The 14,823-nt window shown below is 48.1% G+C and carries 12 protein-coding genes; 11 read left to right on the top strand and 1 reads right to left on the bottom strand.

Annotated features, from left to right (window positions below):
- Positions 1 to 53: 53 nt before the first annotated feature.
- The 6 genes from OCU14_RS07745 to OCU14_RS07770 all read left to right on the top strand — a co-directional run bounded on the left by OCU14_RS07745 (position 54) and on the right by OCU14_RS07770 (position 7,226).
- Positions 54 to 1,382 (top strand): D-alanyl-D-alanine carboxypeptidase family protein, encoded by a 1,329-nt coding sequence (locus OCU14_RS07745; RefSeq protein ID WP_261810523.1) that lies wholly within the window; start codon positions 54 to 56, stop codon positions 1,380 to 1,382.
- A gap of 398 nt (positions 1,383 to 1,780) precedes the next feature.
- Positions 1,781 to 4,738, top strand: coding sequence for a YhgE/Pip domain-containing protein (locus OCU14_RS07750; protein ID WP_261810533.1), 2,958 nt, complete (start codon positions 1,781 to 1,783; stop codon positions 4,736 to 4,738).
- 89 nt (positions 4,739 to 4,827) lie between these two features.
- On the top strand, positions 4,828 to 5,334 hold the full coding sequence (locus OCU14_RS07755) for a GNAT family N-acetyltransferase (protein ID WP_261810524.1): 507 nt from the start codon (positions 4,828 to 4,830) through the stop codon (positions 5,332 to 5,334).
- A 261-nt stretch (positions 5,335 to 5,595) separates the two neighbouring features.
- Positions 5,596 to 6,348 (top strand): AzlC family ABC transporter permease, encoded by a 753-nt coding sequence (locus tag OCU14_RS07760; protein WP_261810534.1) that lies wholly within the window; start codon positions 5,596 to 5,598, stop codon positions 6,346 to 6,348.
- Between the two features lie 17 nt (positions 6,349 to 6,365).
- Positions 6,366 to 6,710, top strand: coding sequence for an AzlD domain-containing protein (locus OCU14_RS07765; protein WP_261810525.1), 345 nt, complete (start codon positions 6,366 to 6,368; stop codon positions 6,708 to 6,710).
- Between the two features lie 279 nt (positions 6,711 to 6,989).
- Positions 6,990 to 7,226, top strand: a complete 237-nt coding sequence (locus OCU14_RS07770; RefSeq protein ID WP_261810526.1) for a DUF6290 family protein — start codon at positions 6,990 to 6,992, stop codon at positions 7,224 to 7,226.
- 97 nt (positions 7,227 to 7,323) lie between these two features.
- On the opposite strand, the gene OCU14_RS07775 is transcribed toward OCU14_RS07770, so the two are convergent.
- The gene (locus tag OCU14_RS07775) at positions 7,324 to 8,526 is read right to left on the bottom strand and encodes an SAM-dependent methyltransferase (RefSeq protein ID WP_261810527.1); all 1,203 of its coding nucleotides are present in this window, start codon (positions 8,524 to 8,526) and stop codon (positions 7,324 to 7,326) included.
- Between the two features lie 213 nt (positions 8,527 to 8,739).
- Between OCU14_RS07775 and OCU14_RS07780 the strand changes: the two genes are divergently transcribed.
- The 5 genes from OCU14_RS07780 to OCU14_RS07800 all read left to right on the top strand — a co-directional run bounded on the left by OCU14_RS07780 (position 8,740) and on the right by OCU14_RS07800 (position 14,570).
- Positions 8,740 to 9,618, top strand: a complete 879-nt coding sequence (locus OCU14_RS07780; protein WP_261810528.1) for a hypothetical protein — start codon at positions 8,740 to 8,742, stop codon at positions 9,616 to 9,618.
- An 884-nt stretch (positions 9,619 to 10,502) separates the two neighbouring features.
- Positions 10,503 to 11,687 (top strand): ROK family protein, encoded by a 1,185-nt coding sequence (locus tag OCU14_RS07785; protein WP_261810529.1) that lies wholly within the window; start codon positions 10,503 to 10,505, stop codon positions 11,685 to 11,687.
- A gap of 536 nt (positions 11,688 to 12,223) precedes the next feature.
- Entirely contained in the window at positions 12,224 to 13,324 is a 1,101-nt protein-coding gene (locus OCU14_RS07790) for an AI-2E family transporter (RefSeq protein WP_261810530.1), read from the top strand.
- Between the two features lie 189 nt (positions 13,325 to 13,513).
- A complete protein-coding gene (locus OCU14_RS07795) occupies positions 13,514 to 14,206 on the top strand; it encodes a 2,3-diphosphoglycerate-dependent phosphoglycerate mutase (RefSeq protein ID WP_057877430.1) in 693 nt (230 codons plus the stop codon).
- Positions 14,207 to 14,318: 112 nt separating this feature from the next.
- Positions 14,319 to 14,570 carry a hypothetical protein gene (locus tag OCU14_RS07800; protein ID WP_261810531.1) on the top strand — a complete coding sequence of 84 codons (252 nt, stop codon included), beginning with the start codon at positions 14,319 to 14,321 and terminating at the stop codon, positions 14,568 to 14,570.
- Positions 14,571 to 14,823 lie beyond the last annotated feature (253 nt).

Here is a 14,823-nt window from a genome sequence, read left to right on the forward strand (position 1 = left end):
CATCAGCGTCGGCAATGCCGACACTACATAAGATAAGAGGAGTTTTAAATCTCATGAAGAAACAGTTACGGCAAGTTTTGATTGGACTGGTGACAGCGGTGACGCTGGTTACCGGTGGGTTAAGTGGTTTGGGTGCCAGTGCACCGGTTGTGGCGCAAGCGGCAACCAGTGCGACCAGCACGGTGAATCTGCAGGCAAAGGCCGGGATTGCGGTCGACGCCAAGACGGGTCAGATTTTATATGACAAGAACAGTGACAAGGCGTTACCAGTGGCCTCAATGACCAAGCTGTTGTCGATTTACCTGGTGCTCCAGGCGGTCCACAGTGGCAAGTTAAAGTGGGACCAAAAGATCACCGTCAGCAAGGACGTCGCCAAGGTGGCCAAGGATACCAACTTATCCAACGTGCCTCTGCGGGCCGGTCACAGCTACACGGTCAAGTCGTTGTACCAAGCTTCCTTAATTTACTCGGCTAACGGGGCCGTTGAAGCCCTCGGGAGTGCCGTTGCCGGTTCACCACACGCCTTTGTTACCCAGATGAAGGCGCAGGCCAAGAAGCTCGGCATGACCAACGTCAAGATTTACAATGCCTGTGGGTTAACCAACAAGCAGGTCGGCAACCTGGGCTACTCAAACGTGGCGGGGACTGCCGAAAACGAATGGTCCGCTGCCGACCAGGCTAAGTTGGCCGTGGCCTTACTGAACAAGTACCCCGAAGTTCTCCAAACGACTAAGATTGAAAAAATGTGGTTTGAGAAGGGCACTCAAGATGCTACGAAGATGGACAACTGGAACTGGATGTTGAAGGGGCTCACCGCGTCTTACAGCAAGCTTCACGTTGATGGGTTGAAGACGGGGACGTCCGATGCCGGCGGGGCCAACTTTACCGGGACTTCCGATAATGAGGGTAACCGGATCGTGACGGTGGTGCTCCACGCCTCCCACAAGTCCGAAACCGACCCTGCGCGTTTCCAACAGACGCAGAAGATGATGTCTTACGTTTACAATAACTTCAAGACGGTCAGTTACCAGGCCGGCGACCAGATCAAGGGTGCCAAGAGCATCAAGACCAACGACGCTAAGGAAAAGTCAGCCAAGACGGTCTTGGGTCAAAACGTTAAGCTCTGGATCCGCAACGACCAGGTTGCCAGCAACGTTTCCGCTAAGCCACAGTTAAAGGCTAAGTTGGAAAAAAATAAGGCGCTGGAAGCCCCAGTCAAGAAGAATGCCACGATTGGGACCGCTAATGTTTCCATGAAGGGCGACCAATTAGGCTTCTTGGGTAACACCAAGACGACCAAGGTGCCACTGAAGGTGACCCAAGCCGTTGAAAAGGCCAATATCTTTGTCCGCATGTGGCGGTCAATTGTTTCACTGTTTTAACCCCAGCTAATCCTGAGATAAGTTTTATCGCCGATCCCTACGGGGATGGGCGATTTTTTCGGGTTAGGGATCGCCGAATATTGCGGCAAATTGAATGAAAAAAGGCTTTCATTAGGGCCAAATCAGGCGTAAGCTTTCAGTAAACGAAGGTGGATAGATCCCGATATTACAGACTTTTTAAGGTTAAAGTCTGATGAGTCGGTTCTGTGAAACATTTTCTTTAGTCGACCGAATTAACCCTGAAAGTCAGTGGTGACAAGGGATGACACCGATCTAAGGGATTGTCGATGGCCTGTTGCTTTTTTGACAAGTCAAGTATTATTGTGCGACTATGTTCTATAATAATTAGCCATTATTTTGAGGAATTTTAAAGGAAAAGGGAGTTGAAACTCGTGAAGATGATTAAAGGCGAATGGGATTACATTCGGCACAACCGGTTAATTCTGATTTCCGTGTTGGCCATTATGTTCATTCCGTTCCTCTACTGTATCTTCTTTCTAAAGTCAGTGTGGGACCCGTACGGTGAAACCGGCGAGCTACCTGTTGCGGTTGTTAACCAAGACAAGCCTGTCACCTACCAAGGACAGAAGTTAAATGTTGGGGATCAGACGGTAACGAATTTAAAGAAGAACAAGCAATTGGGTTGGAAGTTCGTGTCGGCGAAGACCGCCGCAGACGGGTTGAAGCACCACAAGTACTACACGGTGATCACCCTGCCCAAGAACTTCTCGTCTAACGCCGCTACGGCGTTAGATAAGCACCCCAAGAAGATGACCTTCACGTACAAGACCAACGGTTCCGCTAACTACATCGCGCAAGTTATGAGTGAAGTTGGTTCGGATAAGCTGGACAGTCAGATCCGTGCCAAGGTCACTAAGGCTTACGCACAGGCGACGTTCAAGCAGATCTATACCGTGGGTCAAGGGATGAAGAAGGCCGCTAAGGGTTCCGCCCAATTGAAGGACGGGACGGTTACGTTGACCGATGGGTTAAACACTTACACCACCGGGGTTAAGACGTTGAACAATGGTCTGCAACAAATGAAGACTTCCGTGACGCCATTGGCTACCGGGATTCAACAGTTAAGCACGGGTTCTGCGACGTTAGCTTCTGGACTCAGCCAATATACGGCTGGGGTCTCGAAGTTAAACAGCAACATGCCAACCTTACAGGCTGGGGCTTCTAAGCTGAACAGTGGGACTTATAGCTACGTTGACGGTGTCTACAAGCTCAACAGTGGTTTAGGTCAAATGAGCAGCAAGGTTGGACCTTTGGCCAGTGGGGTTACGCAGTTGAAGACTGGGAGTAACTCGCTGACTAAGGGACTGAAGAAGCTGGATGCTAACTCTAGTCAATTGACTAGTGGATCTTCTCAGATCGCTGATGGATTGACTCAAATGCAGACGCTCTTGAATCAATTAGGGCCTAGTTTGACGACACTTTCAACGATGACGAAGGATCCGACAAAGCTAGCTGCCTTAAGCAGTCTTCTGAACGATTTAAGTGCGTCAGGTCTAGTTGGTATGACTTCTGAACAGTCGAAAGCCTTGCTTGCTTCGCTAGAAGAGGTTCAAGACTTTGACATTGCAGGTACTCAAACACAATTGAAGACTGCACAAGATGGTATTGCCCTACAAATTGCAGCAGTTAAGCAAGCTCAACCAGCTACCACGGGTACTACAGGTTCAACTACGGATAACAGTACTGAGGTACAAAATGCCAAGGATGCTGCCGATGCTGCCGATGCGGCTGCAGATTCATTAAAGACTGTTATTGGTTCAAGTGGAGCAACGAGTGGTGATATTTCGAAGGCGGCAAATGATGTCAAAACTGCAACGGCGAAGTCCGATACAGCAGCATCACTTGTAAAAGCAAGTAAGGCGACATCTTCAGACGATTCTGATTATGTCTCTAAAGTAAATGCTTTGATTGATAGCGTTGTAACGTTAAATACTACTTTGACAAGCGTTTCAACAAAATTAGGAGAACTGGCAACGGTACAGGCGCTCTTACCAAAAGTAACGCCATTACTGGCGGATGCGTCAGCATTCTCTGCCCAGGATATTCAAGACTTAGGCAGTGCATTAACGACACTCCAAGCAAAGGCCGGATTGATTTCTCAATTAGGTACGGCTTCAGACAGCTTGGGTCAATTGGTCACTGGTGCTAAGCAGTTATCAACTGGTTTAGACACTTACACGGCGGGTGTCAACTCAGCCTTGGGTGGTTCTAAGCAGTTAACGACTGGTTTAAACACGCTTAACTCCAACATTCCAGCCTTAACTTCCGGTGTTTCCCAATTATTAGACGGGAGCAACACGTTAGCTAAGAAGGGTTCTGAACTCACAAGTGGGACGGCATCACTCAACTCTGGTATTGGCCAAGTTGCTAGTGGGGTTTCTCAATTGAACGGTAACTCTGCACAACTAAACAGTGGGGCTAGCCAACTCAGCAGTGGATTATCAACCTTAAACGGTAAGATTCCTACGTTGACTAGTGGGGTTAACCAACTGGCTGATGGGTCTGCTAAGCTGGATGCCAACAGTAACAAGTTGATGCAAGGAACCAAGAAGCTCAACAAGGGTACCGGTACTTTGGCTAAGTCTCTGAAGTCAGGGGCCGACCAAATTAACGCACAACCATTGACCAGCAAGACGGCCGATATGTTTGCGGCACCAACTCATTTGAAGCACGAAAGCTACAGTTACGTGCCTAACTATGGGCATGCCTTAGCACCTTACGTGCTTTCCGTGGCGTTATATGTTGGGGCCTTGGTCTTCAACTTTGCCTTCCCAATTCGGAAGGTCTCCATGGCTGGCGGTTCCGCTTCAGGTTGGTACCTGAGCAAGCTGTCAATTGGTGCGGTTGAAGGGTTAGCAATGGGGGTCATCGAACCATCACTGATGATGCTCGCTGGCTTATCCGTTGATCACCCAATGCAGATGATTCTGATTTCCGTCTTGTTCGCGGAGGCGTCGATGTTCATTGTTATGTTCCTGTCGATGCTCCTGGACAACCCTGGACGGTTCATCGCCATGGTGCTCCTGATGCTACAACTCGGGGGTTCCGGTGGGACGTTCCCAATGGAAGTCACGAACCACTTCTACAACGTTGTGCACCCATTCTTGCCAATGACTTACTCTATCCTAGGTTTCCGTGAGGCCATTACCTCAGGGATGTCTGGTATGGTTGGCTTGGCAACTTGGGTCCTCCTGTTGTTCACAGTAGGGGCGATTGCCTTACTCTGGCCAACGATGTGGTGGCTTCAAAAGAAGCACTTAATGGGCGTTTCCCAATTGGACGATAACCAAAAACTCCAAGAGGTCGAAGACCCAAATACAAATAGTCATTCTTAATAACGACTCGCTGAGAAGCGACGTGAGACCGCTGGTTTCGCGTCGCTTTTTGCGTATAATAAAGGGGTATGAGAAAAGGGGACTTTAGAATGAGTATCCAATTTCGGCAGGCTAAACGCGCCGACTTATCATTGATTGTGGCCATTTATAATGAAGCGGTGGCGACCAAGCAGAGTACGGCGGATGTGCAGCCGGTAACAGTGGCACAACGTGAGGATTGGTTCACGAGCTTTAATCCACTGCGTTTTCCACTGTGGATGATTGAAAACGAGGGCCGGGTGGCTGGATTCGTCGGCTTAGAGCCCTATAGCGACCGCGCTGGCTACCGCCACGTGGCCGAGGCGGCTCTCTACCTGGCCAGTGACCAACAGGGCCAGCACATCGGCTCACAGGCCGTTGATTGGATTGCCCAGCAAGCACCTAAGCTGGGACTGACGACGGTGATTGCTCGGATTTTCGGACACAACCAAGCTAGCCGAAAGCTCTTTGAAAAGGCCGGTTACGAGCAGTGGGGCCACTTGCCTGAAATTGCCGAAATGCCAGGATTTACCGCTGACCTGGAAGTTTACGGTCGTCATTTCACGACGACAGATTAAAAAGTAATGAAAGTTATGAAAACTTCCTGGGTAACTTCACAAACGTTTCATAGATCCTAGCTAGATTAGGGATAACCCTTGATAAATATCAGAGATGTTATATGAAAATGGGCTGAAACATGTTAAAATATCATCGTGTGGTTTTACGCGTAAGTGGTAAATCCATTAACGTGCTTCATATCTCAGAGTATTCGACGGAGGCAGACATTCTTGAATAAACGACGGCCAAACCCCAAGCAGGTGCCGGACCCCACAGAACCCATGTGGCGGTCGACTTTGCGGGTAGCCATGCCCCTTAACTTGAGTTACATACCTATCGGGCTGGCTTGTGGGATTTTGCTACACGCGGCAGGGTTCAATACATTCCTTACTGGATTAGTTTCACTGCTGGTCTTTTCTGGTGGGGGTCAATTTTTAATTGCCACGATGTTGACTATTAATTCCCCATTACTTTCAATTGTTTTGATGCTGTTTTTCTTGGAACTTCGGTATGCACTCCTAAGTTCAAGTCTATCGCCTTACTTAAAAGGCCAATCCAACCGCTTTCTCTTTATTTTTGCGGTTTCGTTAAACGATGAAAATTATGCGATTAATTACTTAAAGTTTGCCACGGATAAGAAATGGACGGTGCGAGAGGCCCTGGCGGTCGAACACTATTCGTTGCTGTTCTGGGCAACCAGTAACGTTATCGGGAGTCTAATCGGTAGCGCGTTGAAGATTGATTTGAGTGTTGTACATTTCGCGTTGACGTCCTTGTTCCTCTACATGATTGTGATGCAACTTAAGAGTCACTTGACGGTTTTAATCTGCCTCGTCTCGGCGGTATTGGCTGCCTTCTTCATGATTGTGACCAAGAGTACACTAGGATTAGTGATTGCGACAATCGTGGCTTCATTGATTGGTTTCGGGTTAGAAGAACTTCTGCAAAAGAAGATGCCGAACAGCCATTGGTTGCGACGGATGCATAGCCCAGGCTCCAAGAAGTCAGCTGTGGAACATTCAGACGCTAATTAGGATGCAGGGAGAACTTTATGAATGCAGTTAATAACTGGAACAGTACGCAACATTTTTGGCTAATTATTTTGGGATTTGTTGTCGCCTTCGTCCCACGTTTCGTGCCGCTGATGTTATTCACCAAGCGGGCCATTCCTGAATGGTTTAACGAATGGATGAAGTTTGTGCCGGTGTCATTGTTTACGGCTCTAGTGGTTAAAGATATTTTCATTGATATCTCTAGCTACGGGTTGGTTCTAACCAACTATCCCTTAATGATTGCGGCAGTGATTGTGATCTACATTGCCTATCGAACACGGTCAATGGCGGTTTCCGTCATTGTCGGGCTGGCAGGGGTATTCCTCCTGTCGATGTTCCTTTGACATTAATTTAACGAATAAATCAGATGAGGTCTGGCAGTCATGCTGGGTCTCTTTTTTGATCCAGTTTACAAGAATATCAGTTTAAAATATGATTATCATTGTTATTAGTTTTGAATTGAAACTACTTGAGCTGGCTCAACTATAACACGTTCTGTCAGGCAGGGATACCAGAGATGAAAATCAGGAACAATGGTTAAGAAGCTCGTCAGTTTGGCCGGCAGAAGTGTTGCCATCAAAGTTGAAGTGCAGTAGGATTTGACTGCAGTAGAGGAGGTTCTCATGACACAACCAATTTCAATCAAATTTGAAGATGAGACAGACCAGTTACTCACAGCCTATACGCAGGCTCACGGAATAAGTAAGTCAGCTTATATTAAACAAGTAGTTTCGACTAACTTAGAGGATTGGAGCGCGATCCAAATCGCCGACGAAGCCTATCAATCCTGGAAGGCTGATAACTTTCAAACTAAGTCTTGGCTGGAAACGTTGGCGATATTGGAACGAGACGATAAATAAAAATTCGGATCAAAAAAGCACCACCAACCCGGTGATCAATCCAGGTTGGTGGTGCTTTTAAGTTGGTCGAATGATCCGCGGTCATTAGGCCAGTTGATTAGTCCGTTACTTTTGATTTATCGTGGGTCTCATCGTACATGTAGTCCCGCGTCATTGGTAACATCCGGGCTGAAGGGCCCTTTGAGATCAAATACTGAATCACGTCAATATTACCAGACTTGAATGATGCTGCGCAAGCCTGAAGATAAAGATCCCACATCCGAACAAAGCGTTCGTCAAACATCTTGACCACTTCGTCACGGTGTTCGTTGAAGTTCTTGTCCCAAATCTCCACCGTCTTTTGGTAGTGACGACGGAGAGGTTCCATATCATCGATCTGCAAACCACTCTCGATGATGTGGGTGGTGTTTTCAATCAAGCCAGGCACGTAGCCACCTGGGAAGATCCACTTGTTCAACCAACCATTGTTGGCCCCACCCTGTTGCCGGGTGATTCCGTGGATTAAGGCGACACCGTCGTTCATCAGGTACTTTTGAACACATTCAAAGTATTGGCCCAAGTTTTCCTGACCAACGTGTTCGAACATCCCAACAGAGGTGATGTAGTCCCACTTTTCGTTGCCTAATTCTCGGTAGTCTTCCAACCGAACTTCGGCAACGTCTTCGAGGCCATCTTCTTTAATGCGGGCATTCACGTAGTCGTATTGTTCTTGGCTCAACGTAATCCCGGTGACGTGCAGGCCGTATTCCTTGGCTGCCGTCAACATCAGGGTACCCCAACCACAACCAATATCGAGAAGGGTTTTACCCGGTTGGGGGTTCAGCTTCTTGATGATGTGATGAACTTTGTTAACCTGTGCGGTGTACAAATCATCATCGGGTGATTCGAAGTAGGCACAGGAGTAAGTCATGGTGTCATCCAGCCATAACTTGTAAAAGTTATTCCCAATATCGTAATGGTCTTGCACGTCGGACTTACTTTCTTTGACCGTGTGCTTTTGTTTTGGCAGGAAGTGGATAAACTTCTTGTTGTGGAAGAAGGAATCCGTGTTTTCGTAGGCCGCAGTAATCAGGTCTTCGATGCTGCCGTCGACTTCAATCTTACCGTCCATGATCGCTTCTCCCAACGCAATGGAGGCGTTGCTGGAGATTTCCTTAATCGGAATGGCTTCGTGGAAGGTAATGGTGATGTCGGGAGTGCCAGTCCCATAGACATCACTGGATCCGTCCCAATAGTTGACACGGACGGGGATGTTAAAGGTGTGGCTTAGAAACGTCTTGTAGAATGTTTTTTCAAGCATGACAGGGGTCCTTTCCGGTTTTTCTACCATATAGTAGTGGAAAAACAAAATTACCTCATCATTATACGCCTTTCACCCTGTTAGACGTAAGGAAAGGATTCGGATGAAAACGGTTAACCTGGATTTTGGTCACGAGGACTCGGTAAAATTGACCGATTTACCCGCTAAGCATGGTATAATGAGTCTACAATTAACCAGCGGAGGTCTTTCATTTTGAAAAAATGGGTATGGGTCGTAGCGACAGTCGTTGTGGCACTGCTGATTGGTGGTTACGCTTATTCAAATCATCATGCGACAGCTAAAGAGTACCAGGCAGCGATGGCCAATGGCCGGACTGCTATTCAAAGTAAGCATTACACGCAAGCAGAGAGCTATTTCCAGAACGCGCTCAAGCGGCGTTTGAATGACGAGTCAGCTCAGACGTATCTGACACAGACACAGCGTTTCGTTTCCGGGGAAAATGCATTGGATGCGCGGCACTTTACGACGGCGCGTAAGCATTACGAAGCCGTTAAGGATACCAATAAAGGCTCATCCGTCCTCGTGACGCGGGCCACGGCGAAGGTCAAGCAAGTTAAAGGAATCTTGGCCAACGTTAAGGAATTCAAGAAGATTTTAACCAAGGCCACGGGTGAGAATCAGGCCCTGAACTATGGTCAGTCCAATACAACCTTGGACGAATTATTTAACAACGCGAAGTTCCGGCAGAAGTATTACCAAAACCTGTATGACCAAGCTTTGACATTACGGAAGTCCAACAATGCGGGTCAAGCGGCCAACACAAGTTCCTCGACGAGTGCCACGTCTAATGACAGTAGCACTGCTAGCAGCTCTAGCGCGTCTCTGACGTCGTCTGAACAGGCGGCCGCAAGTAATTACTCCGGAAGTAACGAATACACCGTTACACAGAAGGAGAAAGAGGTTAACGGTAAGGTGATTACCGCTGCCCAGATTGCCAACGCTAGAAAGACGATCAGCGCGGCTGGTGGCCACTCGGATGCCATGAGTGACCAAGACGTGCGGGTTGCCATTCAACAGGCCAGCAAGCAAAAGATTTCGTTGGCACAATACACCCAACAAAACTTAAAGTAAACGATGTGAGAACCCAGACGATAGTGTCTGGGTTCTTTTTTTCTCGCGCATAGGGGGGCCTCCGGGAACCATCTAGGAGGCTGGAACGCGGTGGGCACGACTTGAAGCCCCTAGACCGGTCTTCAAGCTCGGCCTTTCCGTAACTCGAGAAGGTCACTCGACTAACGGAAACGACACGGCTGAGCCTCCTAGCTGGCTCCCTGCGGCTCACACTGTCCTAACCATTAATATTCACGCTACAAATGAGCGAACTTGTTCTACTACTCGTCAAACTTAGAAAGGAACGTCCATGTTAGCCGGAGGTCGGTTCTGGAAATGCTCAGTGGTGTCGTTGTCCTTAGCGGAGTGGGTTGCTCCGGTTAGGACAAGGCCGTTCGGGAAGACCGCTCTTTGGCTTCCCGACGTGCCCACTACGTTCCAGCGTTTCCAGAACTGACCGGGAGGCGAGAATAAAGGCCTAACTAGCAGAAAAAAGTGTTGTTTGCGAGTCAAGTCGGTCGATTTGGTAGGAAAACTTACCATATCTATCCGAACAGTCTTAAAACTTGACATGATGGTAAAGTTAGCAAACAAATAAGTTAGTAAGTTAATTACTTCGCCTGCGGTATATCTAGGTAAATTAACTGTCCTAATCGCCGCCATAAAGGCATTTTATTCGATTTTGTGAACTTGAACCCACAAATAATTCACAAGTCATTATTTACACTAAATTGGTAAGGGTGTCTTACTATATAGATAGAATCAGAAATCTACAAGGGGGGTAGAGCAACGCTGCCCCTGAAAATAGCTGGGTGAGCACCGATCTTGGGGGATAGGGCGACCTGAACTGATTTGATTCCCAAATCACCACAAGGCTATTGGGGGAGCGGCGTTGCCAGAAAATTATGATTATCAACAAACACATCATGCGTACGACTAATGAAAAACAAGTTTTACAGCAGATTGTCAACGCTGGTCCGATTTCGCGTAGTCAAATTTCCCGTAACCTGAGTTTAAACAAAGTGACGGTCTCTGATATTTACAGTCAGTTACTGCATGAAGGGTTGATCCGTGAGGTTGGTCACGGTGTCAGCACGCGTAACGGCGGTCGGAAACCTGTCATGGCATTGCTAAACGTGGGGTATGGTTATGTCATCAGTATTAACATTTTGCGGTCTCGGTTCTCAATGATCACCAGTCGTTTGGACGGTCGTTCTGAGAATTACGCAAGCGTCTCGACGCGTGGCGTTGATTTAACCACGGTGCTCGATATGATCGACGAGAAGATCGCGGCAACTGTTGCCGATAGCGACACGCGGTTGTTAGGAATTTCATTCGGGTTGGACGGCACCATTTACGACAACCAGATTCTGGATTCCACTTTGAAAGGTTTCAAGAACTTTGATTTGGCGAAGTACTTTAGCGACAAATTCCAAGTTCCCGTTGTCCTAGAAGACCTGGCTAATCAGTCGGCAATCTTCGAGCGGGACTTTTCCGGCGAGGGTGTTTACCGCAACCTGATCTCCGTAACGATTAGAGACCAAGTCAGTGCCGGAATCATTACCGAAGGCCACCTGTATCGTGGTCACAACGGTGAAGCCGGAAACATTGGGACTTGTCCGTTGGCCGATCGTTACCAGGAAGGGAATTCCGAAACCGTCAACCACTATGTGGCAGAGGGTACAGTGCTTCAACGCATCATGGCGTACCAGAAGATTGACCGGGTCGATGTTAACCGGATTCGTCGGGATTACCTGGGTCACCGGCCAGAATTGTTGGCCATTCTCGACGAGTTTGCTTATTACCTGGCCAAGGTTTTAGGGAACCTGTCCAACACGTTTGCGCCGGATGCCATCATTGTCAACGCCCCAATCTTGGAGCTGTTGCCAGAAATGATGGATACCGTGCGGAACTACGTGGACCAATTGGCTATCGTCCGCAAGGCGCCACTCCTGTTGACCAAGAACTCACGGGAAGCTTCCTTGAAGGGTGGGGCTTCGGCAATTATCCACCGGGCCTTGGCACTCGATGATTTACAATTGACCTTCACTAACGAACGGTCAACCGTTCTCGAGGGTGTTGAATCCTAGACGAAATGAATTGAATAAACTTTGGAAAGCGTGGATGCGGCCACGCTTTTTATTTTGCGTTCAGGTTTTGTCGGGGTCAGCGCCTCCCGGAAACCAGCCAGGAGGCTGGAACGCGGTGGGCACGACTTGGAGCCCCCAGATCGGTCTCCAAGCTCGGCCTTTCCGTAACTCGAGAAGGCCGCTCGACTAACGGAAACGACACGGCTGAGCCTTCTGGCTGGTTTCTTCCGGCTAATACTGCCTTATCCCGTCAAAATACGATGGTTCACCTTCATGATTTGATGGGGCCGCTATGTCAGCCGGAGGTCGGTTCTGGAAATGCTCAGTGGTGTCGTTGTCCTTAGCGGAGTGGGTTACTCCGGTTAGGACAAGGCCGTTCGGGGAGACCGCACTTTGGCTTCCCGACGTGCCCACTACGTTCCAGCGTTTCCAGAACCGACCGGGAGGCGAGGGCGCTGTCCCAGCTAGTGGAAAGTGTTAGGGATTTTCGGTCAATGCGGTATAATAAAAAGAAGATGAAATGGGAGGAATGACGTTTGAGTATTTGGCAACGATTTATCGACAATGTGCGGCTACGACGTTTCGTTATCTTGGCGCTGCTAATCTTTGTGTTGTGGCTGATTCGAAGCGAAATGAACATGATTTTATTAACGTTCATTTTCACTTTCCTGGTACTTCAGCTGGTCAAAGCCGTGCGGCGGTATGTGAAGGTGCCACCGGCATTGATTGTGACGGTGACTTACGTGGCGGTACTGGGTGCCCTGTATTGGGCGATCACAGCCTACCTGCCAAAAATCGTGACGTCGTCGGTTCACGGGATTGAGGGACTCATTAATTTCTATGAGAATCCCGCTAACGAAAATAATGAAATCATCCGCTGGATCTCCGGCTATATCAGCAGTTCGAATATCGTGTCGCAGGTTCAGAGTAGTGCCAAGCTCGTGCTGACCTACCTGTCAACGATTGGGTCGTTCGGATTCACCATATTTATGTCGATGATTCTGAGTTTCTTCTTCACGATCGAGTCGAAACAGATGGCGGCCTTTTCCAAACGGTTCCTCACGAGTACGTATGGCTGGTTCTTCCAGGATATTAACTTCTTTGCCAAGAAGTTCGTCAATACTTTCGGGGTGGTGTTGGAGGCGCAGTTCTTCATTGCTCTCTGTAACACCGTGATTACCACGATTATCCTGGCCATTATGCAGATGCCGCAGTTGGCCACGCTGGCCATTATGATTTTTATCCTGAGTTTGATTCCAGTGGCTGGGGTAATTGTTTCGGTCATTCCGCTTACGATTCTAGGGTACACGGTGGGTGGTTTCCGCTACGTCGTCTATATCCTCGTGATGATCGTCGTGGTCCACGCGTTAGAAGCCTACGTGTTGAATCCCAAGTTTATGTCCAGTCGAACAGAATTGCCAATCTTCTATACCTTCGTGGTGTTGTTGGCCGGGGAAGCCTTGTTCGGTGTTTGGGGCCTGATCGTTGGGGTGCCAATCTTCACATTCTTCCTGGATATTCTGGGTGTTCGGCCGGTGCACGGCTTGCATCAGGCGCCCCAGCTAGAAAAGTTGCGTGAGATTCGCCGCAATTATAATCAGGGCGAGGACGACGATAGTGATAGTGATCAGAAATAGCGGAAAGTCAGTTTGGCCGTTTGGGCTGAATTGGCTTTTTTAATTAACAGGCCGATTAACTGAGGTCGTAAATGGCTAATCGATTAGTAGAAAACGATTACATTGTCAGACCGGGAGAATTAGGCTGAAATTTAGGGTGAGATGGTGTAAAATGACAAGGTATTCTACAACAGAAAGAGGTTATCAGTGATGGCAAAATTAGTATTGATTCGCCACGGACAAAGTGAATGGAACTTAGCTAACAAGTTCACCGGCTGGGTTGACGTTGACTTAAGTGAAAAGGGTGTTGAAGAAGCCAAGGCCGCTGGTCAAAAGATCAAGGAATCTGGCATGAAGTTTGACTACGCCTACACGTCAGTTCTGAAGCGTGCGATCAAGACGTTACACTACGTTTTGGAAGAATCCGACCAACTTTGGATTCCAGAAACCAAGACTTGGCGTTTGAACGAACGTCACTACGGTGCGTTACAAGGCCTGAACAAGAAGGAAACCGCTGAAAAATACGGTGACGACCAAGTGCACATCTGGCGTCGTTCCTACGATGTTTTGCCTCCACTTTTGGACGCAGACGCTGAAGGTTCAGCTGTTAAGGACCCACGTTACGCTAACTTGGACCCTAACATCGTACCCGGTGGTGAAAACTTGAAGGTTACCCTGGAGCGTGTAATGCCTTTCTGGGAAGACCAGATCGCACCTAAGTTACTCGACGGCAAGAACGTTATCATTGCTGCCCACGGTAACTCATTACGTGCCTTAAGCAAGTACATCGAACGGATCTCCGACGATGACATCATGAACCTCGAAATGGCAACCGGTGAACCAGTTGTCTACGACTTTGATGAAAAGTTAAACATGATCAGCAAGACGAAGATGGGCAAGTAGTCCTTCCGACTCGAAGCCGCCTCGGTATTTAGGGGCGGCTTTTTCGTGGCCTGAAACTGGCTACCAGCATTGATAATTAGCAACTCACTTTAAGAGAGAAAAGAGATTGAATTTGGCAGACAAAGAAGTTACACAAGTTGAAATGATGAAGATTATTGGTTTATTCCGCAAAGAGGGTTTCACTGGTGAGTACGAGACTTTTCAACGGGTCAGCGGTACCGACCGGGAATTCTTCGTGGTCATGAGTAATGAGCAGGGGATCAAGGCGTTGTTTAAGGCTAGCTTGATGTTGAACGCCGTGGAATTCCAGTATGTGCTGGATGACAAGCATACGTTTGTGACAGAAGAAGCCGACGCCAGCTAAGATTGACAATACCTCCAACGGTTGTTTTCAACCCATTCAAAGGGTTGTTACCAAATAACTGAATAAGGTCACAAAAAGACATCACGACATGCAATTTGTACTAGTCCCTGTCAAGTTGACAGTTGAAATAATATAATTTTTAGTATTGCTTAAGCGGCTTCATCGCGGTATTCACCCGCGGTGGAGCCGTTTCTTTGTGCTGTTCGATCAATATAGTTGAAGTAGTAAATGCCGGCTTCAATCAGTTTCACTA

The organism is Levilactobacillus humaensis (genome assembly GCF_024345185.1).
In the GTDB taxonomy this organism is placed as follows: Bacteria; Bacillota; Bacilli; order Lactobacillales; family Lactobacillaceae; genus Levilactobacillus; species Levilactobacillus humaensis.